At 73.4% G+C, this 23,405-nt stretch carries 19 protein-coding genes; 6 read left to right on the top strand and 13 right to left on the bottom strand.

Annotated features, from left to right (window positions below; genetic code table 11):
- The 3 genes from AB0J39_RS14165 to AB0J39_RS14155 all read left to right on the top strand — a co-directional run.
- On the top strand, window positions 1-320 hold a 320-nt coding region (locus AB0J39_RS14165), incomplete at its 5' end, for a hypothetical protein (RefSeq protein WP_363464196.1).
- Window positions 321-423: 103 nt separating this feature from the next.
- Window positions 424-834, top strand: a complete 411-nt coding sequence (locus AB0J39_RS14160; RefSeq protein WP_363464195.1) for a hypothetical protein — start codon at window positions 424-426, stop codon at window positions 832-834.
- A 150-nt stretch (window positions 835-984) separates the two neighbouring features.
- Window positions 985-1,320: a hypothetical protein gene (locus AB0J39_RS14155; protein WP_363464193.1), complete on the top strand. Its 336-nt coding sequence runs from the start codon at window positions 985-987 to the stop codon at window positions 1,318-1,320.
- Window positions 1,321-1,323: 3 nt separating this feature from the next.
- Here the strand turns inward: AB0J39_RS14155 and AB0J39_RS14150 are convergent, their stop codons facing one another.
- Window positions 1,324-1,683, bottom strand: a complete 360-nt coding sequence (locus AB0J39_RS14150; RefSeq protein ID WP_363464192.1) for an STAS domain-containing protein — start codon at window positions 1,681-1,683, stop codon at window positions 1,324-1,326.
- A complete protein-coding gene (locus tag AB0J39_RS14145; RefSeq protein ID WP_363464191.1) occupies window positions 1,673-2,977 on the bottom strand; it encodes a GAF domain-containing SpoIIE family protein phosphatase in 1,305 nt (434 codons plus the stop codon). Before AB0J39_RS14145 ends, AB0J39_RS14150 begins: the two co-directional genes overlap by 11 nt.
- A gap of 227 nt (window positions 2,978-3,204) precedes the next feature.
- On the opposite strand from AB0J39_RS14145, the gene AB0J39_RS14140 reads away from it, so the two are divergent.
- Window positions 3,205-7,416, top strand: a complete 4,212-nt coding sequence (locus AB0J39_RS14140; RefSeq protein ID WP_363464189.1) for a SpoIIE family protein phosphatase — start codon at window positions 3,205-3,207, stop codon at window positions 7,414-7,416.
- Window positions 7,413-7,718, top strand: a complete 306-nt coding sequence (locus AB0J39_RS14135) for an STAS domain-containing protein (protein ID WP_363464187.1) — start codon at window positions 7,413-7,415, stop codon at window positions 7,716-7,718. The genes AB0J39_RS14140 and AB0J39_RS14135 overlap by 4 nt, the downstream gene beginning before the upstream one ends.
- 17 nt (window positions 7,719-7,735) lie before the next feature.
- Here the strand turns inward: AB0J39_RS14135 and AB0J39_RS14130 are convergent, their stop codons facing one another.
- From AB0J39_RS14130 to AB0J39_RS14120, 3 genes are all read right to left on the bottom strand, one after another.
- The gene (locus AB0J39_RS14130; protein ID WP_363464185.1) at window positions 7,736-11,260 is read right to left on the bottom strand and encodes a hypothetical protein; all 3,525 of its coding nucleotides are present in this window, start codon (window positions 11,258-11,260) and stop codon (window positions 7,736-7,738) included.
- 224 nt (window positions 11,261-11,484) lie between these two features.
- Window positions 11,485-12,468, bottom strand: coding sequence for a small ribosomal subunit Rsm22 family protein (locus AB0J39_RS14125; protein ID WP_363464183.1), 984 nt, complete (start codon window positions 12,466-12,468; stop codon window positions 11,485-11,487).
- 22 nt (window positions 12,469-12,490) lie between these two features.
- The gene (locus AB0J39_RS14120) at window positions 12,491-14,788 is read right to left on the bottom strand and encodes a polysaccharide lyase 8 family protein (protein WP_363464181.1); all 2,298 of its coding nucleotides are present in this window, start codon (window positions 14,786-14,788) and stop codon (window positions 12,491-12,493) included.
- Window positions 14,789-14,903: 115 nt separating this feature from the next.
- On the opposite strand from AB0J39_RS14120, the gene AB0J39_RS14115 reads away from it, so the two are divergent.
- Window positions 14,904-15,710: a hypothetical protein gene (locus tag AB0J39_RS14115; RefSeq protein WP_363464180.1), complete on the top strand. Its 807-nt coding sequence runs from the start codon at window positions 14,904-14,906 to the stop codon at window positions 15,708-15,710.
- A gap of 4 nt (window positions 15,711-15,714) precedes the next feature.
- Here the strand turns inward: AB0J39_RS14115 and AB0J39_RS14110 are convergent, their stop codons facing one another.
- Genes AB0J39_RS14110 through AB0J39_RS14075 form a run of 8 tightly spaced genes read right to left on the bottom strand, consistent with a single transcriptional unit; the run spans window position 15,715 to window position 23,305 of the window.
- Window positions 15,715-16,719, bottom strand: a complete 1,005-nt coding sequence (locus AB0J39_RS14110) for a glycosyltransferase family 2 protein (protein ID WP_363464178.1) — start codon at window positions 16,717-16,719, stop codon at window positions 15,715-15,717.
- Complete coding sequence (locus AB0J39_RS14105; protein ID WP_363464176.1) at window positions 16,716-17,972, bottom strand: glycosyltransferase family 4 protein; 1,257 nt, start codon at window positions 17,970-17,972, stop codon at window positions 16,716-16,718. Before AB0J39_RS14105 ends, AB0J39_RS14110 begins: the two co-directional genes overlap by 4 nt.
- Window positions 17,969-19,252, bottom strand: coding sequence for an oligosaccharide flippase family protein (locus AB0J39_RS14100; RefSeq protein ID WP_363464175.1), 1,284 nt, complete (start codon window positions 19,250-19,252; stop codon window positions 17,969-17,971). Before AB0J39_RS14100 ends, AB0J39_RS14105 begins: the two co-directional genes overlap by 4 nt.
- The gene (locus AB0J39_RS14095) at window positions 19,240-19,995 is read right to left on the bottom strand and encodes an NTP transferase domain-containing protein (protein WP_363464173.1); all 756 of its coding nucleotides are present in this window, start codon (window positions 19,993-19,995) and stop codon (window positions 19,240-19,242) included. Before AB0J39_RS14095 ends, AB0J39_RS14100 begins: the two co-directional genes overlap by 13 nt.
- The gene (locus tag AB0J39_RS14090; protein WP_363464172.1) at window positions 19,985-20,647 is read right to left on the bottom strand and encodes an HAD family hydrolase; all 663 of its coding nucleotides are present in this window, start codon (window positions 20,645-20,647) and stop codon (window positions 19,985-19,987) included. The genes AB0J39_RS14095 and AB0J39_RS14090 overlap by 11 nt, the downstream gene beginning before the upstream one ends.
- The gene (locus AB0J39_RS14085) at window positions 20,644-21,852 is read right to left on the bottom strand and encodes a 2-phospho-L-lactate transferase CofD family protein (RefSeq protein ID WP_363464171.1); all 1,209 of its coding nucleotides are present in this window, start codon (window positions 21,850-21,852) and stop codon (window positions 20,644-20,646) included. Before AB0J39_RS14085 ends, AB0J39_RS14090 begins: the two co-directional genes overlap by 4 nt.
- The gene (locus AB0J39_RS14080; RefSeq protein WP_363464170.1) at window positions 21,849-22,661 is read right to left on the bottom strand and encodes a glycosyltransferase family 2 protein; all 813 of its coding nucleotides are present in this window, start codon (window positions 22,659-22,661) and stop codon (window positions 21,849-21,851) included. Before AB0J39_RS14080 ends, AB0J39_RS14085 begins: the two co-directional genes overlap by 4 nt.
- The gene (locus AB0J39_RS14075) at window positions 22,658-23,305 is read right to left on the bottom strand and encodes a hypothetical protein (RefSeq protein WP_363464168.1); all 648 of its coding nucleotides are present in this window, start codon (window positions 23,303-23,305) and stop codon (window positions 22,658-22,660) included. Before AB0J39_RS14075 ends, AB0J39_RS14080 begins: the two co-directional genes overlap by 4 nt.
- Window positions 23,306-23,405: the final 100 nt, after the last annotated feature.

Below are 23,405 nucleotides of genomic sequence, written 5' to 3'. Positions count from 1 at the left end.
CCGCCGGCCTCGCGGCGGTCACCCGTACGGCCGGCGACCGCAACGGCGACAGCGCCACCGTCCGTATGGGCAACGGGATCCGCAACGTCAGTCAGCTGACGGTGGGCAGCGCGAGGAACGGGACCGGCACCCAGCAGAGGACGGTCGGCGTCAGCGGCGTCGCGAACGCGCAGAGCATGATCTGCGGGCGGAGGTCCCGCTCCTGCGGTGTGACGCAGCGGATACGGGCGTCGGACCGGCAGATCGAGCTGCTGAGCCCTCCGGACGCGCGAATCCGGCGTGCCGCCAGAAGGGCCGCCATATCCCCACAGGCGGGTTAATCATCGATCACGGACCGTGACGGGCGCGTCCACCCGGGGTAGATGCCCGGCAGGTCCGTACGGACGGATCCGCATGACGGACAACGGGGGAAGGCGCGCGACCATGGCTCGTCACAGTGCTCGTCACAGGGCTTATCACAGGGGGCGGCACGCGCTCACCGGCCCGGCGGTGCGGCTGCTGGCGCTGACCGCGCTGACTCTCACGGGCGCCGGCCTCGCGCTCGCCCCCACGACCGCGGACGCGGCGACGGGCCGTGGGCACGGCGGCGGCGACGGAAACGGCGCCAATTCCCGGTATGTGATCAACAACGGCCTGAACAACCTGAACTCGCTGCTCGCCGGCAGTCAGCGGAACACGACGGGCACCCAGCAGGTCATCACCGGGGTGGACGCGTCGGTGAACACACAGGCCGGCAACTGTGTGCACCGGCCCGGCTGCAGGGGCTCGCAGAACCTCCGGGGCCGCAACCAGAGCTCCCCCAGGACGAGCGGCACCGTGATCAACCGGCGCTGAGACGCTCACGGACGGCCGGGAGACGTCACGGCAGACGTCACGGCAGACGTCACGGGACACGCGCGCCGATGACCGCCGCCGGACCACCGCGGAGGCTACGGTGTGACCACGCGCGCCGACGGGCGGCGCATGGGTGAAAGGCGGTGGCGGATGCTCGTCTCACGCGGCGCGTCCCGGCTCGTCCCGTTGTCCGCCGCCGTTCTCGCCGCCGTCCTGTCCACCGTCCTGTCCACCGTCCTGTTCACGGCGGCCGCCGCGAGCGCGCGACCCGTGCGGGAGGCGGGGGACGGCCCGGCCGCCATCGGGAACGGCACCCGCAACCGGAACATCGTCCAGCTGCACAGCCCCACGCGGAACCGAGGTCACCAGCACACCGCGGCCAGCACCGCGGGCGGTGCCACCAGCGTGGCGGACGGTTTCTGTCGCCGGGTCGAAAACTGCGACATCAGGCAGAACATCGCGGTCGCCGTCGCCGCGCCGCTGTAGGGCTCACCCGCTCAGGGCGCGTACGGCCGCTTCCGGGCTGTCGTAGAAGGCCAGCAGCCGGTCCAGTCCCATGATCTGGAAAACGCGGGCGATGTCCGAGTCCAGACCGGCCAGGAGCAGGGCGGCGCCCGCGTCGTGGGCGCGCTGGTGGGCGGCGACCAGCGTGGCGATGCCGGTGGAGTCGCAGAAGGTCAGCCCCGACAGGTCGATCACCAGGCCGGTGCCCGGGCCGAACTCGATCTCCTCCAGAGCCGCCCGAAGGCGCGGAGTGGTGTGATGGTCCAGGTCCCCGGCCACGACCAGCAGGCGCGGACCGGAGGCGTGCGGCTGAAGGGTGACGGTCAGACCGTTGTCATGCGGCACCGAGACTCCCGGAGAACGGCGTTCGAGTGGCGGGCGGAACGGACAGGGCCAGGACCGCGGTGTCGTCTGACACCCCCGTGCCCAAGGCCGTGATCAGGTCGTGCACGGTGGTCAGGAGGGCGTCGGCGCTCGTGGGTCCCGCGGCGGCGAGGTACGCGGTCAGGCCGTCCTCGTCGAGCATCGAGCCGGTCGGCGTCCGCGCCTCGGTGAGACCGTCGGTGTACAGCAGCAGCGCGTCACCGGCGTTCAGTCGCGCGCTCACCTGGGCGAAGTGCGGATTGCGCAGGATGCCGATCAGCTGTCCCCCGACCGGATGGATCGACTCGACGGTGCCGTCCGCCCGCACCGCCAGCGCCGGGGGATGCCCTCCGGTGGCGAGCGTGACGCCGAACCCGTCGCCGTCGGGCTGCAGGACGCCGAAGACCGCCGTGCAGTACGGCACGGGGGCCTCGCCGCCGGCGTGCTCCTGCTGCAGGACCGTGTCGAGGTTGGCCAGCACGGCGTGCGGGTCGGCGTCGTAGACGGCCGCGGCGCGCAGGGTGTAGCGGACCAGGGACGTCAGCGCGGCGGCGTCGGCGCCCTTGCCGCAGACGTCGCCGAGGAAGAACGCCCACCGGTCGCCGTCGAGCTGGAAGAGGTCGTAGAAGTCGCCGCCGACCTCGTCGGCGGAGACCGGGTGGTAGGCGGCGGCCGCGCACAGTCCGGGCACCCGGGGCAGCGCCGGCGGAAGCAGGGTGCGCTGCAGGGTGCGGGCCAGCCGCTCGGCTCCCGCGCGCAGTTCCCTTTCGACCTCGACCGTACGGTGCGTCGTCAGCCGCACCTCCAGCTCGTCCATGACCAGCGCGGCCAGGTCCCGCAGGCAGGCCAGTTCCTCCTCATCGGCCTGCCGGGGACGGGTGTCCATGACGTTGACGCTGCCCAGGGCCTCGCCGTCGGCCGTCGTGATCAGCGCGGCGGCGAAGAAGCGGATGCCGGGCTCGCCGCGCACCGCCGGGTCGCCGACCGCCCGCGGGTCCAGCAGCACGTCGTCGACGACGTACGGGCCATCGTGCCGTACGGCCGCGGCGCACAGGCTCTCGATGATCGCCCGGCGCGGTGGCGGCCCGTGCGCGGCGATGACGCGGACCGTGTCGTCGCCGACGATCGTCACGGTGGCGAAGGGGGCGTGGAAGATCCGCGCGGCCAGGGCGGCCACCCGGTCGAAGGCCGCGCCGGAGGCGGTGTCCAGGGCCGCGTAGCGGCGCACGGCCGCGAGGCGGCGCGCCTCCGCGGCGGAGGCGAGCGGCATCGGCATGCCCGGCGCTTCGTCTACGGTGCTGACCTCTGGCTCCTTCCCGGCCCTCGGTCGCGGGCCGGGGCCCGCGTGGCCGGTCGATGATTTGCCCTATCCTACGAAACCGTTGAACTGTTCCTTCCCTGACCTGCCGGAGCCGAGCGGAGGCCCGGCACGTACGAGATCCGGCCCACGACGCACCGGCCGTTGAGGAGAAGGCGAAAGCGATGAGCGGGGCGGCGGAACCGATGTCTGTTCAGCACGGCCGGCCGATGGAGCTGCTGTTTCCGGGGAACAGCGAGATGGCGCGGCGGATGCGCGACCTTCCGTGGTCCGGCACCTCCATGGGAGACCCGGCGACCTGGCCGACGAGCCTGCGCACCGCGTGCCGGATCTGCCTCACCTCCCGGTTCCCCATGATCGTGTGGTGGGGAGAGGAGCTGCGGTTCCTCTACAACGACGCCTACCTGCCGTTGCTGGGTTCCAAGCATCCGGCGCTGGGCAAGCCGGGCGACCAGGTGTGGACGGAGATCTGGCACACCATCGGCCCGATGCTGAGGTCGGTGATGGCCTCCGGCGAGGCGACCTGGTCGGAGGACCTGCTGCTGCCGATGAACCGGCACGGCTACTGGGAGGAGACGTACTGGACGTACTCCTACAGCCCGTTGCACGACGACGACGGCGGCGTGCGGGGTGTGTTCACCGCGGTCAGCGACACCACCGAGCGGGTCATCGGCGAGCGGCGCCTGGCGGTGCTGCAGGACCTCGGCGCCCAGGCGGGCCGTGCCCGCAGCGTGGAGGAGGCGTGCGAGCTGGTCGCCGAGGTGCTGGAGCGGTCGGGTCCCGACGTGCCGTTCGCGGCCGTCTACCTGCGCCGCCCCGGCACGGACGAGCTGGTGCCGACCGCGACGAGCCCGCGCGGCGCGACCGTGTCCCCCCTGCCCGGCGGGCCCGGCGACTGGCCGGTGGAGCAGGTGCTGCGCGGCGAGACCCCTGTCGTGGTGACCGACGTGGCGGAGCGCTTCGGCGCGCTGCCCTCGGGGGGCTGGCAGACGCCGCCGACGCAGGCCATGGTGCTGCCGCTGGCCGGTGAGACCGGCGGCCAGACCGTCGGGGTGATGGTGCTGGCGGCCAGCGCGGGCCGCGTGCTCGACGAGGCGTACGAGTCGTTCCTCGCCCTGGTGGCCCGGCAGACCGCGGCGCTGGTCAACGCGGCCGTGGCCTACCAGCTCCAGCAGCGCAGGGCCGAGGAGCTGGCCGAGCTCGACCGGGCCAAGACGGCCTTCTTCTCCAACATCAGCCACGAGTTCCGCACCCCGCTGACGCTGATCATGGGGCCGGTGCAGGACCTGCGCACCGCGCTCGCCGACGCCGGCGAGCAGGTACGCGAGGACCTCGACGTGGTCCACCGCAACGGCCTGCGGCTGGGCAAGCTCGTCAACACGCTGCTGGACTTCTCCCGCATCGAGGCCGGCCGCATGCGGGCCACGTACGAGCCGGTGGACCTGGCCGCCGTCACCGCCGAGCTGGCCGGCGTCTTCCGCTCCGCGATCGACAGGGCCGGGCTCGCCTTCGAGGTGGACTGCCCTCCCCTGGACCAACCGGTGTACGTCGACCGGGGCATGTGGGAGAAGGTGGTGCTCAACCTGCTGAGCAACGCCCTGAAGTTCACCTTCGACGGCTCCGTCCGGGTCGCGTTGCGCGCCGAGGACGGGCACGCCGTCGTCACGGTCGCCGACTCCGGCATCGGGATCCCGCGCCACGAGCTGCCGCGGCTGTTCGAGCGGTTCCACCGCATCGAGAGCGCCAGGTCGCGCTCGAACGAGGGCAGCGGCATCGGGCTGGCGCTGGTGAAGGAGCTGGTGGGCCTGCACGGCGGGACGATCACCGCCGAGAGCGCCGAGGGCGCGGGCACCACGTTCACCATCCGGCTGCCCTTCGGCTCGGCGCACCTGCCGTCCGACGGCATCGCGCCGGCCCGCCCGGGGGACGTGGTGTCGGCCACCGCCGATCCGTTCGTGGAGGAGGCCCTGCGCTGGCTGCCCCCGAAGGAGACGGCCGACGTGGAGGAGACGGCGGCGGCGTCGACCGGGCCCCGGGGGGACGGTCCCCCGCCCCGGGTCCTGATCGCCGACGACAACGCCGACATGCGCGACTACCTCACGCGCCTGCTCCGGCCGTCCTACCGGGTCACCGTGGTGAACGACGGGCAGGCGGCCCTGGAGGCCGTGCTCACCGACGCTCCCGACCTCGTCGTCAGCGACGTCATGATGCCGCGTCTGGACGGCCTGCAGCTGGTGGCCGCGCTGCGGGCCGACCCCCGCACCGCCGCGGTCCCGGTGCTGCTGTTGTCGGCCCGCGCGGGGCAGGAGGCCTCGATCGAGGGGTTGGAGGCGGGCGCGGACGACTACCTCGTCAAGCCGTTCTCCGCCGCCGAACTGCTGGCGCGGGTGCGGGCCAACGTGCAGCTGGCGCGCATGCGCGGGCGCCACTTGCGGTGGCAGACCGCCATGATCGAGTCGCTGCAGGAGGCGTTCTTCGTCTGCGACGAGAACGGCTCGGTCATCGAGATCAACCAGGCGTTCACCGACATCCTCGGGTACGGCCCCGAGGGCCTGCCCTACACCGCCCTGCATCCCTGGTGGCCGCGCGAGGCCGACGACCCCGTGGCGCACCGGATGGTCGGCGAGGCGTTCGAGCAGCTCGTGAGCCAGGGCCGGGGCAGCTGCGTGATCCCCGTCTCCCACCGGGACGGACACCAGATCTGGGTGGCGGCCACCTTCACCGACGTCGCCGATCCCACCACCGGCGAGCGCAGGGTCGTCGGCACCCTGCGCGACGTCACCGCCGAGCACTACCTCGTGCAGCGTGAGACCGCCCTGGCCGCGCTCAGCGTGCGCGTCTCGGAGGCGAGCAGCGTGGAGGACGCGCTCAGCGGAGCGCTGCGGGAGCTGCGCGACGTCTGGCGCGCCCGGCAGGTGACCGCCGCGCTGTGGCGTGGTGAGTCCGGGGGGCATGGTGACTCCGGGGGGCGTGGTGATCTCGTGAGGCCCGGTGATCCCGTGAGGACCGGTGCGTCCGCGGGGCACGGCGAGGCGGAGCCGGTGCTGTTCGGCACGGACTCCGGAGCCTCCTGGCGGACCCTGCCGGACGACCTGCGGGACAGGCTCACCGAACTGCGCGGCTTCCCGCCGCTGCGCCCGGTGGCGAGCGCCGCGGACGGGGCAGGCATCACCCTGGAGCACCCCGAGGGGGTCGTGACCCTCTGGATCGACCTCGGCCAGAACCGGCCCTTCACCGCCGAGGACCAGACGCTGCTCGCGCTGCTGTCCGGCCATCTCGGCCAGGGCCTGCACCGGACCCACCAGCTCGACCAGCAGCGCGAGGCCGCGGTGGCGCTGCAGCGGGCCATCCTCGGGCCGTCCCACCTGCCCCAGGGCTTCGCCGTACGGTATGAGCCGGCCACCCGGCCCCTGGAGGTCGGCGGCGACTGGTACGACATCGTGCCGCTGCCCGACGACCGCATCGGCATCGTGGTCGGCGACTGCGTGGGACGCGGTCTGGAAGCCGCGGCCGTCATGGGCCAGCTCCGCAGCGCCTGCCGCGCCCTGCTGCTGCAGGAGGCCGGTCCCGCACAGGTGCTGAGCGCGCTGGACAAGTTCGCCGCGCTGGTGCAGGGGGCCAAGTGCACCACCGTGTTCTGCGGCGTCCTCGACACCACGACCGGCCGCCTCGTGTACTCCAGCGCGGGGCACCCGCCCGGCATCCTGGCCCACCCCGACGGCGCCACGGAGCTGCTGGAGGGCGGCCGTTCGACCCCGCTCGCGGTGCGGCCCGGCGAGCCCCGGCCCGAGAGCAGCTGCACGATGCCGCCCCGCTCCACGCTGCTGCTCTACACCGACGGGCTCGTCGAGCGCCGCCGCAGCCCGCTGACCGCCGGGATCGACCAGGCGAGCGCCGCCGTGCAGGACGGCCGCTCGACCCCCATCGAGGACCTGGCGACGCAGGTCATGACGCGGATGGCGCCGGACACCGGCTACAACGACGACGTCGCCCTCCTGCTCTACCGCCAGCCCGCGCCGCTGGATGTGGCCTTCCCCGCCGAGTCGAGCCAGCTCGCCCCCGTCCGTACGGCCCTGCGGGACTGGCTGAACCGCTGTGACATCACCGCGTCGATGGTCCAGAACGTGCTGGTCGCGGCGGGCGAGGCCTGTGCCAACGCGATCGAGCACGGCCACCGCGACAGCCCGGGGCGTACCGTCCGCCTGCGGGCCGTCGCCACCGCGGCCGACCTGTACCTCACCGTCACCGACAGCGGCCGATGGAAACCTCCGCAGCCCGAGGCCAACACGCACCGCGGCCGGGGGGTCGCCCTCATGCGCGCCCTGATGCAGCACGTCACCATCCAGCCCGGCGTCGCCGGCACCACCGTCGACATGCACGCGAGGATCCCCCGATGACGACTCCCCTGACCCTGGCTCCGTCTCGCCGCTCCGACGGCACCCCGGTCCTCACCGTCAGCGGCGAGATCGACATGAGCAACGCCGGCGAGCTGGAGGCCGCCCTGACCGATGCCGCCGGCGACGACGGCCATGCTCTCCTGGTCGACCTGAGCGCGGTCGAGTATCTCGACAGCGCCGGGCTGACGGTGTTGTTCGCGCATGCCCCGCGCATCGAGCTCGTCGCCAACGAGCTGCTCGCCCCCGTCCTGACCATCTCCGGGCTCGCGGACATGACCACCGTCCACAGCCTGGGAGGCTGACAGCCGGGGGTCTTGCCTCACAGCCGCAGCGGCAGCACCCCCGACCGCGTGGGCGCGTGCCGGTAGGTGCTGAAGTAGAACACCTCGAAGACCCAGGGCTCCCTCCGTGCGTACTCGAACAGCTCGCCCGGCACGACGACCCGGAAGCGTCCGTCGTCCACCCCGCCGTCGAGCCACATCACCTCGTCGGGGCGGTCCTCCGGGCGCGCGACGACGCGAACCTCGCCGAACGGGACCGGGTCGCGCGCGCCGTCGTGCTCGTACACCACCAGCCCGTGGATGAGCTCGCCGTCGACGCGCACGTCCTCGAACCGGGTGCGCCAGCCTGCTCGCACCCACAGACCCGCGCCGAAGCCGGGCAGGCCGGAGTCGTGGCGTCCCTCCGGCTGCACGAAGGTCCGCACCGAGACCTCCGAGGAGATCCCCTCGCCCTGCGACTGCTCGAACCGCTCCGCGTAGCGCCGGCCGCGTCGCGGGTCGCCGGCGAACGACTCGTACGCGAGCCGCGTCGAGCCGGTCGCTCCGGCGTCGACCATTCGCCACCCCTCGTCAAGGAAGAGACGGAACTGGTCGCCTGTCTGCTCGACGACGTGCCGATGCAGCGCCCGCGTCGGGAACGGGTTCGCCGAGACTATCGCCGTGGTCTCGCGCGACGACGGCGAGGACTGCGCGGTCGTCGAGGTGTTGAAGTTCGACTGCGCCCAGTTGTTGTGGACGACGATCTCGCTGCCCGCCGGATCCACCGGGTCGACGTACCGGTCGATGTCGACACGCACGCAGAAGTGCTCGGCCTCGATCGCCGGGCCCGACGCGGAGGGTACGGTGACGGACGCCGGCACCGTCCAGTCGACCTCGAACACCGCGCTCGACTTGGCTCCGATGCTCAGCGGCGCCGGCGACGGGAGCGCCTGCCAGGCGCCGGGCGTCGTCGTGAACGGCAGCCACCCGACCCGGAGGGTCACCTGGCCGGCCGCCTTCGTCCCGGCGTTGCGCACCCGGATGCGGATCCGGTGCTTCTGCCCCTTCACCACGATGTTCGGCCCCGACGGGCCGTCGATGTCGATGTCGGGACTCTTCCAGTGGCCGTTGCCGCGCGCCGGGGTGATCTGCAGCTCGGCACGGTGCGCGCCGACGTATTCGACGCGCACCCGGACGTCGTCCGCCGGATCGGTCAGATTGGGCAGGAGCCGGGTCAGCCGGAAATCGTTCATCCTGTCGGGGTTCGTGACGTCGCTCTCCTCGTAGTCCCGGCCGGCGACCGCGAGGACGGGCCCGTCGCCGTCGACGTCGTTCGGCAGGAGCAGGATGAGCGGGCGCGCCATGTCCTCGGCGCTCGCCTGGAACACGTCGGTGCCCAGCACGGCGTTCCTCGGCAGCTGCTGGTCGCCGATCTGCCCCGGCTGTTCGCGCCGGTGCTCGAAGTAGTAGTTCCACCCGTCGCGCAGGCGGATCTCGATCCCGGCCTTCCGGCCGGCGCCGGGCCCGGTCCGCGACAGCGTTTCGACCGCCTGCAGCGTGATCTCGCGGGTCGCGGGGTTCTTGGAGAAGTCGCACACCTCGACCCATGACGGGTCGATCCAGCCGAGCCGCATGCGGTGCGGCAGCGACAGCTGAGGCATCGGGACGTCGGAGTGCATCATGTCCCAGTCGCCCATGTAGCGCTCGCCGATCTCGCCCGGATACCCCGGCCCCTGGTACAGGTCCGGCATGCCGAGCGTGTGCCCGAGCTCGTGGACGATCGTCGTGACGAACTCCTTCTCGGACCACGGCGCCGGGTGACCGGCCGAGATCGCCGCCGGCATGACCACCGCCGGCTTGCGGGTGAACGTGGTCGACCCGTCCGCGGGCTTCCAGTAGACCTGCGCGTCGCCGGCGTACGCCCACGTCCACTGCGCGCCCACCGTGGTGGGGCCGACCGTGACCGGATCGTCGGTTCCCGGCAGGATCGTGAAGACCACGGCGTCCGCGAACTCCATGACCGGCCGCGTCACTCCCCCGCCCAGGGGCAGCGGCGTGTCGCGGACGAAGGACGAGAACGTGCCGCCGAGCACGTCCCACGTGCCGGGCTTCGGGTCCCAGGACCCCCAGGAGTCGGCGGCATCGCCAGGGGCGAAGAGCTCGGTGAAGGTGTACGGCACGTCGATCGGCCCGATCACGGCGTCGGTCAGAAGACGGATGCGGGTGCCCTTCGGTCCGGACGCGCCCGCCGGTGTGTCGGCGTACGACACCTCGCGGAACCACCGGTCGGCGGAGTCGCCGGAGGTCGCGACGACGTGTTCGGTCAGCTCGTCACGGCGCCGGTCCGCCGCGCCGGCGGCGTTGACCGCCGCGGTCGAGTTCTTGCACCGCAGCACCGCGACGGCGATGCGGTATTCCTCGGGCGCGGGGTGGACGCGGATGTTCTGCGGCGACCCCGGTCCGCCACCCCAGCCCGGCTTCGCGTACACCTCGCGCTCGCCGCTGATGACCTGCGGCGGACCGGCCTCGTCGTCGGGCCAGCGGCCCAGTACGCGAAAGCGCCGCGTCGCGAGCACGTTCCCGGACGAGCGGTCGGTCGCGACGAGCGTCCGCTCGCCGGGCACGGGACCGGCGAGCACGCGGTGCTCGTACCGCTCGGCGTCCTCGGTGCCGGAGCGGGCGACCGAGACGCACTCCTCCTCCTCGTCGTCCGCGTCGTCCCAGAACCAGTCCACGTCGTCGGCGGCGATCCCGATGGAGGCGTAGTCGACGGTCATCGGCGCCCACCCGCCGGCCGCGAGGGGCTGCAGCGAGGCCTCGATCGAAAGGGTCTCGACGTCCGATCCCCAGTCCACGACCGTGACGCCGGCGCCGGACGCCGCGAACACCAGCGAGTGCCACCGCGCGACGGGCCCCGTGACCGGGGCGGGAAGCGCGACCTCCTCGGCGCCCTCCCCGCTCGCCCACGAAAGGCGGCGGATCACCCCCGCGTCGTCGACCGTCAGCGCCCCGCCGCCGAACGCCACGATCGAGACGACCGGATGCGGCAGGGGGACGGCGCCGAGAAGCGTGCCGTCCTGGAGCGAGCGGCGCTCCAGGCTCGCGCCGCCGCCGTCGTCGGGTGCCGCGAGCAGGAGCTCGTTCGCGGGCTCGTCGACGCACATCGCGACCGCCGCGGCGGCGGCAGGGGCGGCGACGAGGATCTCGGACGCCCCGATGCCGAGGCGGACGATCGCCCCGTCGTCGTCGAGAAGCAGGAGCGTCCCGTCGTCGAGCGCGGCGGCGGCGCGCAGACCGGTCGGATGTGTCGCCGACAACGCGGCGTCGGCGCGATCGGCCCGGTCCCGCGCGGCGACGTGGACCTCGCCTCCGGCCGTCACGATCCGCACGGAGACGCCGTCGACGCCGGGAAGGACGGCGACGGCGTCGGGCCATCCGGAGCCGAGGCCGGTATGGACCTCCCCGAGAAGGCGCCAGGTGCCGAGGCGCCCGTCGCCGGTGGCGAACCACACCGAGTTGCCGGGTTCGTCGAAGACGAGTCCCGTGATGACGGAGGAGGGAAGTGACGAAGTCTTCGAGATCACGATGGCTCCCGCACGAGAGGGGCTGCGCTGACCGAGCACCGGAACCGCCCCCCGGTCGTGTCAGACACTCCTCACGAGGCCCTCCGGATGAGACTCCTGGCGACGTCTCCGGCGGCGGCGAGGCAGTCCAGCCCCCTGGTCGTGCACGATCCCCCGATTGCCGCTGCCCTCTCTTGACATACGTTTCGCGAGCGGGGGCGTTACGAGGCCCCAGACGTGACCTGTCAGGCGGGCGGCGGCCAGGCGTCGCCCCAGACGACGTCGCGCGCCCCGCGGTAGGTCTCGCCCTGTCGCTTGGAGACCGCACGGTCGGCCAGCCCGTCCTCGGCCGTGCACAGGCGCAGCGTGACGAGTCCCTTGCGCTTGAGGGGATGGCGCAGGATCCGGCCCTCCGCGCGCGGCCACGGCCGGGCCGACACCGCGACGTAGGAGAACTTCTCGTCCTCGAAGCTCAGCGTGCCGTCCTTGACCCGCCGGTGCAGCGCGGTGCGGTTGAGGCGGACCGCGAAGTGACACCAGTCCCGGTCCGGGACGATCGGGCACTCGCCGTCGTGCGGACAGGGCGCGACCACGTGCAGGCCCAGCCCGGCCAGCAGCCGCCGGGCCGCCGCGATCCGGGCGTACCCGCCGGGCGTGCCGGGCTCGACGATCACCAGCATGCCGGCGGTGCGGGCCACGGATCCGACCACGTCATCCTGGACGGCGGGCGACAGCTCACCGAGCACGTAGGACATCGTGACCAGGTCGGCCGCGGGCGCGGGCACGCTCCGGTCGACGACCGCCTGCTGCCAGCGCGCCTCGCGTACGGCCGCCGCGGGCGCGCGACCGGCCAGCCGCCGGCCGAAGGCGATGGCGGAGGGGGACTGCTCCAGGACGGTCACCGTGCGCAGCGTCGGCCAGACCGCGCTCGCGGCCCACAGCGCGCTGCCCGTGCCGCCGCCCACGTCCACCTGGGTCTCCGGCGCGAAACCGGGAGCCAGCAGGGCGACCTGGCGCAGCGCGGCGCTCACGGCGCTGTAGGTCGCGGGCATGCGATACCCGGCGTACGCGGCGACCGCGACCTCCGAGCTCAGCGCCGGCACGCTCCGGTCGAAGCCCTCCCGGTACTGCCGGATGAGCGTCTGCACGCTCCGCGTCAGCTCGGCCATCGGGAATCGTCCGAGGGACTCCTCCAGCGCGCCGTCCAGGTCATCAGGCAGGGTGGACACGGCGTTCATGATGACACGCCGCTCACGCCGCTCTCGCCGCTCTCGCCGCCGAAGCGGCCGTCCGTACGGTCACCGTGCAGGAGGCGCCCTCGCGAGCGGCCAGTGCGCCGAACGTGAGCGTGAGCCGGGAGCCGGTCTCCGCGTGGTCCAGGAGCGGGTGCCCGCGCGCGACCGCGGCCACCGGGCGGTCCCACGTCACGGTCAGCCCGTCGAGCTCGCGCCGGGGATCGGCCACGGTCACCGTGGCCGTGCCGTCGCCGAGGTCGCGCACGAGGACCGCGCACGGATCGGACGCCGTCAGTCCTCCGGCGCGTCCGCCCGTCCAGAAGTTCACCGTGGTGACGCCCAGTGACGGGACCTCGACCCCCTGCTGCGCGGAGGTGTTGGCGAGCACCCGGGCCCGGCCGGGATCGGCGGCGCGGGCGGCGGTCGCGGTCCGGCTCGCCCCGGGCAGGAGGTGGTAGACGTAACCGGCCGCGTCCGGGTCGGCGCCGTGGTCCAGCCACAACGTGACGTAGCCCCGGGTGACCCCCGCGCCCGTGCGGTCCTCGCGCAGCGTGCGCAGGGACTGCCCGGCGGGCACGACGTAACCGCCGTGGCCCTCCAGGTGCGCCCACCCCGTGCCGAAGGTGAGCCGGGCGCCGGTCCTGCGGTTGTCCACGACGGTCTCGACCGGCACGCCGTCCCGGCAGGTGATGCCCGCGCCGAGGCAGACCACGGCGTCGTCGAGGAAGAACCACGACTTGAACGCCTCCAGCGTGCTCTCCAGGCCGAACAGGTGCTGACCCACGGCGGCGTACACGCCGTCGGTCGCGCCGCCCACCCACGCGGCCGGCGGGCGGGTGTCGCCCCACTCGCCGCCGGCGCCGTCGGGCAGGCGCCGGGTCGAGACCGTCGTGCCCGGCAGCCGGTACGGGTCGACAGTGGGCCAGAAGGCGTCGGAGTAGTGGTCGCCGTGCCCGCGCGCCCACCAGTAGAGCATCCCGGAGCCGGTGTGCCAGCCGCGCAGGTTCTCGCCGTTGCCGTACTCGTAGTGCGCGACGCGGGAGGAGGCCATGCTCAGCGCCGCGCACCACCCGGCGGCGCGGTGGACGGCGCGGGCGCTCATGGGGAACAGGCGGTGCCCGGCGGGCTCGGCGGCGGCCGGGACCGTCGCGTCGCGCAGCACCGCCGCGAGCCGCGCGTGGAACGCCAGGTCGCTCGCCTCGGCCGCCCGGAGCATGGGCTTGGCGGTGTCGCGCACGGCCCAGCCCTTGACCATGGCCCGCCATCGGGCCCGCTCGGCCTCCGGGGCGGTCTCGGCCAGCAGCAGGACCGCCGCGGCGATCTCCCTGCCCCTCCTGTGGTCGCCGAACGGCCGCCTGTCGACGCCGCGCCCGCGGACGAGGTCCATGCACGCGCCGTCGTGGACGAAGGGGGCGAACGCCCGGTCCACGGCGTCGAAGACGGTGCGCGCCGCCGGGTCGGCGATCTCCCACGGCGTGCCGCGCAGCACCGCGAACAGCGTCGCGAGGCCGGTCAGCAGCACTGCGCCGTACCCGCCCTGATAGGGGACGGACCCGTGCTGGACGAACGAGCCGTCCCGATAGAAGCCGTCACCCTCGGTGACGTAGGGGAACACCGGGGAGAGCGCGGCGGCCGCGAGCGCGGCACGGCCGGGGTCCGCGCCGGCGATCGCCCGCAGCAGCGTCACCGTGCACAGGTCGACCCGGTTCGCCCCGGTGCTGTTGCCCTCGTAGTCGTCCAGGCGGCTCTCCGGGACGAATCCGTCCACCGCCTCGCACAGCGCCGCGCCCTGCGCGCCCGTGAGGTGCGGCGCGGCGAGCACGGCGGCGTCGAGCAGCGCCCTGGGCGTGCCGATCTGCCAGTCCCACCAGTTGCCGGTCTGCTCGGCGTCCGCGGCGTACACATGCCGCACGTAGTGCGCGATGCCCGCGCCGACCGCCGTGCCGAGGCCCGGCTCCGCGGTCAGCCCGGTGCCGGGCAGCGCGTACGCGCGGGCCATGAACCGCAGCCGCGCCGGGGTGGCGTCGAGGGAGGGGAAGGGGAGGTCCGGCCAGAGGGATCTCGCGGTGGGCGCCATGGCGTCGCGGTGCCGGCGCGCCTGCGCGCCCAGCCGCGCCAGCCGGGTCCGGTACGGCTCCCGCGCGGGATCGAACGCGCCCGGGTGGCCGAGCGTGATCTCCCGCCAGCGGCGGCGCAGCAGGGCGAAGGCTCCGGCGTGGGTCTCCTCGCGGCTCTCCTTGGGGGGAGCGCACGCCGAGAGCAGCGCGGCGAGCCCGCTGAACTGGAGAAATAATCGCCGGGAAGGTCCTTTCACGCGTAGATTATCCGCGCGATCCGGCCCTTTCATCGATCTTCGGCACACCTCTTATGGGAGCGCTCCCAGTTGCCGTACCTTACGAGTGCCTTATCACCGGGAAAAGGAGCGCGTCGTGCGACGACTGTTACCCGCGGCCTGTCTGGCCCTGCTGCTGCCGCTGACGGCGGCCCCGGCGGCCTCCGCGTCTCCCGGGCCGGATCGCGGGCCGGGTCACGGGCCGGGTCACGGGCCGGGGACCTGCGCGAAGGGCGGCACGCTTTTCTGCGAGGACTTCCAGTCGCTGCCGGTCGGCGGCGCGGCCAGCCTCGGGTGGGGCGTCGACACCAAGCACGGCACGCTCACCGTCGAGCACGCCGAACGCGGGCAGAAGGTGCTGCACGTCCACACCGAGGGCAACGGGCGCGCGTTCCTCAAGGTGGACGACTTCGCCCCGCCCGGCAACGGCTTCTACGGCCGCGTCCGGCTGCGCGTCAAGGCGTTCCCCACCGCGCCCGACTGGGCCCACTACACGCTCATCGAGGCAACCGGCGCGGGCCCGGAGATCGTCCGGCCGCTCGGCGGCCAGTACGTCCCCACCCTGCGCAAGGACCTGTGGGGGGTCGGTGCGGACGGCGGCCCCACCGGCGACTGGACCGACTGGCGCGAGTCGGCCCCCTCCCGGGCCGGGGTGTGGCAGTGCGTCGAGTGGCGGATGGACCCCGCGGACAACAAGATCTCGGTCTGGTTCGACGGCGTGGCCCAGCCCGACCTCACCGTCTCCACCCGCAGCCACGGCGGCAACGACGTCGACTTCGTCTTCCCCCGCTTCGACACCGTCAAGATCGGCTGGCAGCTCTACCAGCCGAACCCCTCCCCGGCGGCGTACGACCTGTGGCTCGACGACATCGCCCTGAGCACCGGCCGCGTGGGCTGCGCCTGACGTCTCACGCGGTCTCGGCGCGGCTTCCCCGGGGGCCGGTCAGCAGGCGCAGCGAGCCGGCCACCAGACCGGTGACGAGCACCACGTGGACGACCAGATGGACGGCCATGAAGTACGCCGCGAAGATCGGCCCCCGCTGCCGCCGTACGAACCCGACCAGCTCCGGATCGGCGAGGACGAACCCGGCGACGAACACGCCGGGGACGGCCGGCAGCAGGGGGTGGAACAGCCCGAACGGCAGGCTCAGCAGCACCAGCCCCAGGCTCGCCAGGGCCAGGGCGCAGGAGAGGATGCCCCCCGGGCTGTTGGCGTGCTCCGGCTTGGCCGCGCCACGCCGGGTGGTGGTCAGCGCGAGCGGGATCAGCGGCAGGGCCCGCCGCCACTGCTCGGTCAGGATCGGCAGCAGGCGGCTGCCGTCGTCGTGGCGGCCGACGACCGTGTCGGTCAGCACGATCCGGCTGCGTACGGCGAGCCTGCTGCTGTATTCGACGTCCTCGCAGTCGCGCAGCCGCTCGTCGAGCCTGCCCGTGGCGAGCACCACGTCGCGGCGGATGGCGGCGAGGGCGAACACGACGCTGTTGACCTCGCCGAGGTGGCGGCGGCGCCAGTGCACGGCGTGCAGGATGCGGTACCACTCGACCGGTCCGTCGTCGATGAGCGGCACGGTGTCGTAGACCCCGTGGACGCAGCCGACCTCGGGGTCGTGCTCCAGCAGCTCCGTCGCGTTCGCGACGGCGTCGGGCCGCAGCGCGACGTCGGAGTCGAGGAAGAAGATCACCTCACCCGAGGTGGCGTCGATCCCGGCGTTCCTGGCGGCCGACACGCCCCGGTTCTCCGGCAGGCGGACGACCCGGCAGCCCAGTCGCTCGGCGATCTCCGCCGAGCCGTCGGTGCTCGCGTCGTCGACCACGACGATCTCGTCGGGCACGCGCGTCTGCGCCAGCACCGACTCCAGGCACAGCCGCAGCGTCCTGGCGGCGTTGTAGCAGGGCACGACGAGCGAGATCATCGCCTCGGCCCTTCGTCCGAGAGCACTTCCGCGTAGACGGCGAGCGTCTCCTCGGCGGCGCGGCTCCAGCTCAGTGTCTCCCGCACCAGCCGCTCGCCCCGCTCGGCGAGCGCCCGGCGCAGGTCCGCGTCCGTCATGACCTCGATCACCCCGCCGGCGATGTCGCCGGGGTCGGCCGCCCGCACGAACCGTACGGCGGGCTCCGCGGGGTCGCCGAGGAAGATCCGGGAGAAGCCGTCGCCCAGGACCACCGGCCGCGCCAGGGCCATCGCCTCGGTCGCCACCAGCCCGAACGGCTCGAAGAGCGATGGGAAGACGCAGGCGTCGGCCATCGCGTAGTACTCCAGCAGCGCCTGCCCCGACACCCAGCCGCCGGAGGTCAGCACCCGGTCGCCGAGCCCCGCCTCGGCCGTGATCCGCGCGACGCCGGCCTCGTCGCCTTCGCCCACGATCACCAGGCGCAGGTCCGGCACCGCCGCGCGGATGCGGGGCATGGCCTCGAGCAGCTGGTAGATCCCCTTCTGCCGTTCGATCCGCCCGACGAACAGCAGCACCCGGTCCCCCTCGGGGATGCCGAGCCGGGCGCGCAGGTCCGCCGCGCCGAGGCGCAGCTTGCCGGGGTCGAACCCGGGGTCGGCGACCACCCGCTCGTACGTGCCGCCCAGGCGGACGACGTCGATCGGCGAGCGGTCCCAGCCCGCCGTCAGCAGTTGCTCGCGCACTTCCGGGGTGGCGACCACGACCCGCCGGGAGATCCGCGCGAGCCACCTCTCCAGCGCGGCGAACAGGTTGAGCGGGTCGGCGATGCTGCGCTGCGGGGCGACGCCGTATTCGGTGGTGTGGACGTGGAACACGACCGGAAGGCGCAGCAGGTAGTGGCAGAGCAGGCCGCACAGGAAGTTCGTCGAGTCGTGGACGGCGACGAGGTCGGGCCGCCGATCGGGGCGCAGCCGCCGAAGGAGCAGGAAGTAGCGCCAGTTGCTCACCACGACGGTCAGCGCGAGCAGGAGGAACTCCACGCCGCGGGTGCGGTTGAGCCGCCTGCGGCGGGCGATCGTCCCGAGCAGCCGCCCGCGCGGGCGGTACACCGTGATGCCGCCGGTCCGTTCCCACACCGGCAGGCGGCCGTCGTTCACGGTGAGGACCGCCATCTCGTGGCGCCGGGACAGCTGCGGAGCGATCAGCTCGGCGTACCGGCCGAGCCCCGCCGTTATGTTGGGCGGGAACTGGTTGATGACGTGGGCGATCCTCACCCGCGTACCTCCGATGCGCCGGCCGGCCGGTAGAGCCGGGTGGAGACGGCCGTCACGACGGCCACCAGGACGAGATTGCTCAGGGCGAAGGCCACCAGGCCGCCGACCAGCCCCTGCCAGGCGATCAGCGCCGCCTGGCAGGCGAGCGCGAGCGGGGTCCCGGCCAGCAGGCAGCCGATGAGCACCCTGGCGCCCCGCACGCCGTCCATGGTCAGCGCCACCTGCTGGAGGTTGAAGACCGTGTGCGCGCCGATCCCGATCGCCGACAACGCCATCAGGCCGAGCGAGTACGGATACTCGCCCCCCACGAGCAGGAAGAACACCGTGCTCGCCGCGAACGCGAACACCGCGGTCGCCGCGAACACGGCCGGGGCGAGCCGGGCGATGCGCCGCATCACGGCGGGTTTGTCGGACGTCGCCAGCGTGGGCAGCAGCACCAGGCCGACGCCGTCGGTGAACACCACGCCGAGCAGCCGTTTGGGGAAGCCGTTGTACACGGAGTAGACCCCCACGTCGGCCCGGGGCGCCCAGTGGTTGAGGAAGATGACGTCGACCCCGAACACCACCGCCGTGAGCGCGCCGATGACGGTGACGTACGCGCCGTGCCGGTAGATCGAGCGGGCCAGCGCCCGCGACCAGGTCCGCGGCGCGACCTCGAACCCGGCGAAGGAGAGCAGGGCGAAGACCAGGTTGGTGCCGATCAGTGCGACCAGGTAGGGCTCGGCCTCCCGCAGGCCGAGGACCAGCAGGAAGAACGCGGCCCCGCCCAGGTAGGCGACCGCCACGGCGAGCTTGAGCCCGGCGACGAGGCGGAACCTCTTCAGCCCGCGCAGGAAACTCTCGGTGAGCTGGTTGAGCGTCATCGACAGCGCCAGCGCCAGCGCGAAGGCCAGCGTGCGGGCGTCCACGCCGAGCACGCCGGTCAGCAGCGGAGCGGCCAGCATCCCGGCGGCGAACACCGCCGCGCCCAGCACGAGCGTGCACAGCAGCGCCGTCGTCACCAGCTCCGTCCTCAGCCGGGCCGGCCGCACGGCGGACTCGGCCCGCGGCAGCTCCTGGAACATGACGGAGTTGAGGCTCATCAGCATGGCGACCGTGACGATCAGCGCGATCGACAGGACGACGGTGAAGTGGCCGAACGCCGCGGCGCCGACGCCCCTGGCGATGACGAGCGTGGTGGCGGCGGCCGTGCCGCTGGCCACGGTGCTCACCAGAGTGGGCCCCGCGGCCCAGCGGTGGGCGGCCAGGAGCCCGGCCGCCCGTTCCGTCAGCGCGCCCACCGCTGGTGTGCCCGCCGGGCGAACGCGAGGTCGTCGGCCGTGTTGACGCCGCGCGCCTCGTCGGGGTCGGTCACCGGCACCACCGTCAGCGGCCGGCCCCGCTCCCGCGACAGGTAGGGCAGGAACGGCAGGAAGTTGACCTCACCGGTGCGGGCGCCCGGGGCCGCCTCGTCGAGGTAGCGCGTCCACGCCTCGTGGAGCCCCTCCGTGCTCAGGCAGAACACGCCCACGTCGCTGAGCCCGCCGGGGCGGCACTCGTCGCCCTCCCGCGACTGGCGCACCCGCAGCAGCGTCCCGTCGTCGTCCAGTTCGTACTCCACGTACGGGTCGGGCATCGGCACCAGCGGGATCGTGAGCCCTTTCTCGTGCGCCTCGACGACACGGGCGGCCGTCACCGGGGACAGGCCCGCCTGGTCGCCCCAGACGACGAGGATCGTGCCGTAGTCCTCCCAGTGCGGGGCGGCGCCGAAGATCGCGCCGCCCATGCCGGTGGGCCTTTCCTGGACGCTCACCGAGACCGCGCCGCTCGCGATCTGCCCGGCCGCCAGCGCCCGGAACGGCCCCTCCCCCTCGGGGGACATCACGACGTGGATGTGCTCGGCGAGCGGCCGCAGCCGCTGGTGGAGCACGTGCCACACGGTGACGCCGTCGGCGATCTCCACCATGATCTTGGGAATGCCGAGGCCCAGGCGGATCCCCCGCCCGGCCGCCGGGATCACCGCGCACACGCGTTCAGCCGGCACCGCACACCTCCGGGTCCAGGAGAGACACGAGCTGTTCCAGGTCGCGCACCGCGACCGCCCCAGGAGCGGGCTCGGCGACGTGGACGTGCAGGGTCGGCAGGCCCGCGCCGACCGCCGACGCCACTCCGTGCGAGGAGTCCTCCAGGACCACCGCCGCGCCGGGGTCGAGGCCCCAGTGGTCGCACGCGTACGCGTAGAACGCGGGGTCGGGCTTGCTCGCCGGCACGTCGTCGCTGGTGAGCACGCCCCGGAAGTACGCGTCCAGCGCGCACGCCGCGAGCACCCGTTCTACCGAGGCCCGGCTGCCGCTGGTGACGAGGTAGGCGTCGCGCCCGCCCGCGGCCAGGCGGCCGAGCAGCCGCCGCGCGCCGGGGAACACGGCCACCGCGCCGGCCCGCTCGCGGTACAGCCGCTGCTTCAGCCCGGCCAGCCGGGCCGCCTCCCCGCTGTCGCCCAGCAGGCGCACCGCCACCTCGCGGGTGCTCGCGCCCGCGTGGTCGGCGTACCGGAAGGAGGCGAGGAGATCGGGCGCGACCTCGGCGATGGCCTGCCGGAAGGCCGCCTCGTGGGCGGGACAGGAGTCCACGAGCGTGCCGTCGAGGTCGAACAGCCAGACGCGCCGGGCGCACGCGTCCGTCAGGAGAGCCGTCATCGGACCCGCGCCAAGGCCGCCTCGTCCCTGATCGCGAGCAGGGCCTCGGCCGTGCGCTCCGCGTGGTGCACACCGGGACGCCCCGGGTGTTCCATGACGGCGGTCACCCAGCGGGCCCCCGCCCACTCGCCCCGGTCGAGGATCTCCTCCGGCACAGCGGGGGCGTCCGGGCCCGGCATGCGATGGCTGAGCACATGGGTCACCAGCCGCCGCTCGTTGCGGGGGTCGCCGAGGTGGGCCAGCGTGCGGTCCACGAGGTCGGGCGCGGTCAGCCCCCGGATGTCGTGGTCCTCGCGGGTGTTGACGACGAACACCTTGGCCGCCGCCCGGCTCCGCGCGACGGCGTCCGCCACGCCCGGCGTGAGATAGCTCGGCAGGAGCGAGGAGTGCGGGGTGCCCGGGCCGTAGACGACGAGGTCGGCGTCGCGGATCGCCTCGAGCGCCCGCGGGTTCGGCGTCACCTCGGCGCGTTCGCGGCCCAGGATCCGCCTGGTCCACTCGGGCGGCAGCGCCTCCAGCTCGACCCGCCGCCGCGCGCCGACCGGCTCGCGCAGCAGGAACAGGTCGGTGATCGTGCCCGGGTCCTGCGGCGCGACGATGTCGGCCTCGTCGGCCAGCAGACCGCCGTCCTTCCTGAGCGCGGCCAGGAAGGCGTTCTCCCCGTTGGTCACGTTGAGCAGCCGTACGGGCGAGCCGAACGTGCGGACGCACGCGTCGACGGCGGCGTTGAAGTCCCGGCCGAGCCGCAGGTAGGCCCCGGCGAACACGAGGTTGCCGAGTGCGCAGTCGGCGAGGTCGAGCCCGTACGGCTGGGCCGCGAGCCGCCGGGCGAACACGCGAAGGTCCGCCGTGAGGGCCTCGCGGGCCGCCTCGGGCAGCGCGGCGAACGCGCCGCGCCGTCCGGCGATCGCCTCGACGACCTCGGTGAGCCCCGCGGGCGTGGTCCCGTTCGGCAGGCGGTGGTCGAGTACGGTCGCCAGCGCGGCCTGCGCCGGGTCGGCGGGATCGAGGTGGAGCAGGAGGTTCTTGCGGAAGTCCGACGGCCCGAGCATCCCCGGCAGGTAGCGGCGCAGCGCGCCGGTGGACAGGCCGTTGTCGTAGCCGTTGACGACCAGCGACAGGCCGACGCCCGGGGTGCCCAGCATGCCCCTCGCGATGCTGGCCGCCCCGCGGCCGCCGCTGAACATCGTCACCGCGACGGTCATCGGGCCTCCTCGGCGCCCGCCGCGACCGGCTCCGGCACCTCCGGCGCCTGCGACACCTGGGGCACCTCGGGCACGGTCCGGCGCAGGACGCCCCGGCGCAGCAGCCAGTGGCGCAGGCCGAGGTAGGCGACGAACAGGGCCCGGTCGCGGGCGCCGCGCCAGTATCGCCAGCCGCGGCTGCCGCCGCCGCGTTCCCGGTGCTCGATGGGCACCTCCACCCATTCGTGCCCGAGCTCGGCGACCCGCGCGGTGATCTCGGTCGAGCAGTTCATCCCGCCGGACTCCAGCGGCAGCGCGCGGAAGAGCGGGCCGTACACCACCTTGAAGATCGAGTTGAAGTCGCGGTAGCGCGTCCCGTGCAGCAGGTTGCTGACCGCGCCGCTGGCCGCCGATCCCCAGCGGTACGCCAGGCCGTCGGCCTTCCTGATCCGGGCCCCGGAGAACGCGAGCGCCTCCCCGGCCCGGACGCGCGGCAGGACGCGGTCGAGGTTGGCGATCGGGAACTGGCCGTCGGAGTCCAGCAGCACGACCCAGTCGAGCCGGGTGTGGGCGATCGCGGCGGCGATGGCCGCGCCCGCGCCCCGGTTGCGTTCGAACGTGACCACGACGAGCCGCGGGCACCGCGCCCGCAGCGCGGCCAGGATCTCTCCGGTCCCGTCACCGCTCCCGTCGTCGCAGACGACGATCTCCCAGTCGCCCACGGCCGGGTTGCCGTCCAGGTAGTCCTGCCACTCGTCCACCACCGCCGCGATGGTTTCCGCCTCGTTGTACGCGGGCGCGGCCACGGAGATGTTCACGGCACCGCTCACGGGTCACCTGCCACCAGCAGGCGGCCGATCCAGCGGTCCAGGGGGAGCAGGTTGACCCCGACGATGATCGGGACGTGCGCGAGCGCGAACACGATCGTCGCGCCGAACGAGATAGGCCCCCCGGTGAACAGGTTGATGTGCGGCGCGTCGATGACCTCGGGGATCTCGACCGGATTGACGACGAACCACATGAGGTCGAGGAAGCCCGAGAACACGATGAGGATCCCGCTCGCCATGATCTTCAGGGAGCGGCCCGGGGTGCCTCCGCCGATGCGGTAGGCGGCGGCGACCGTGAGCACGATGCCCGGATAGAGCAGCAGGTAGAGGTGCGTGTAGAAGCTGTCGCCCTGGGCTCGCGCGCCGTCGCCGTAGTAGAACCAGCTGATCCGCGGGATGAGATAGCCGGTGAAGAAGACGAACGGGACGTAGAGCAGCCAGTTCAGCCGGGGCGACACCCAGGGAAAGACCGCGATCGCCACGCACAGGCAGGCGAAGGCGACCAGCTTGGCCACCAGTTCCCAGGGCGAGCCGATCTCCCTGGCGTGCGGCGTGGCCAGCCACACGAAGGCGAAGCCGGCCGCCCCGACCACCAGGGCCATCCACCACAGGTGGGGCGCCCAGGGGCGGGAGCCGGCGCGGACCATGTCTGCCGAAACATTTCCGTCGATCTGCGGCCCGGACGGAGGACTTTTGCCGAATGCCGTCATGAAGACGCGGCACCTTCCTTCCAACGTGCCCCTTGGG

The organism is Microbispora sp. NPDC049633, assembly GCF_040675265.1.
Taxonomy (GTDB): domain Bacteria; phylum Actinomycetota; class Actinomycetes; order Streptosporangiales; family Streptosporangiaceae; genus Microbispora; species Microbispora maris.
Note: the sequence above shows the minus strand (reverse complement) of the source record. Positions and strands in the feature narration are given on the sequence as shown.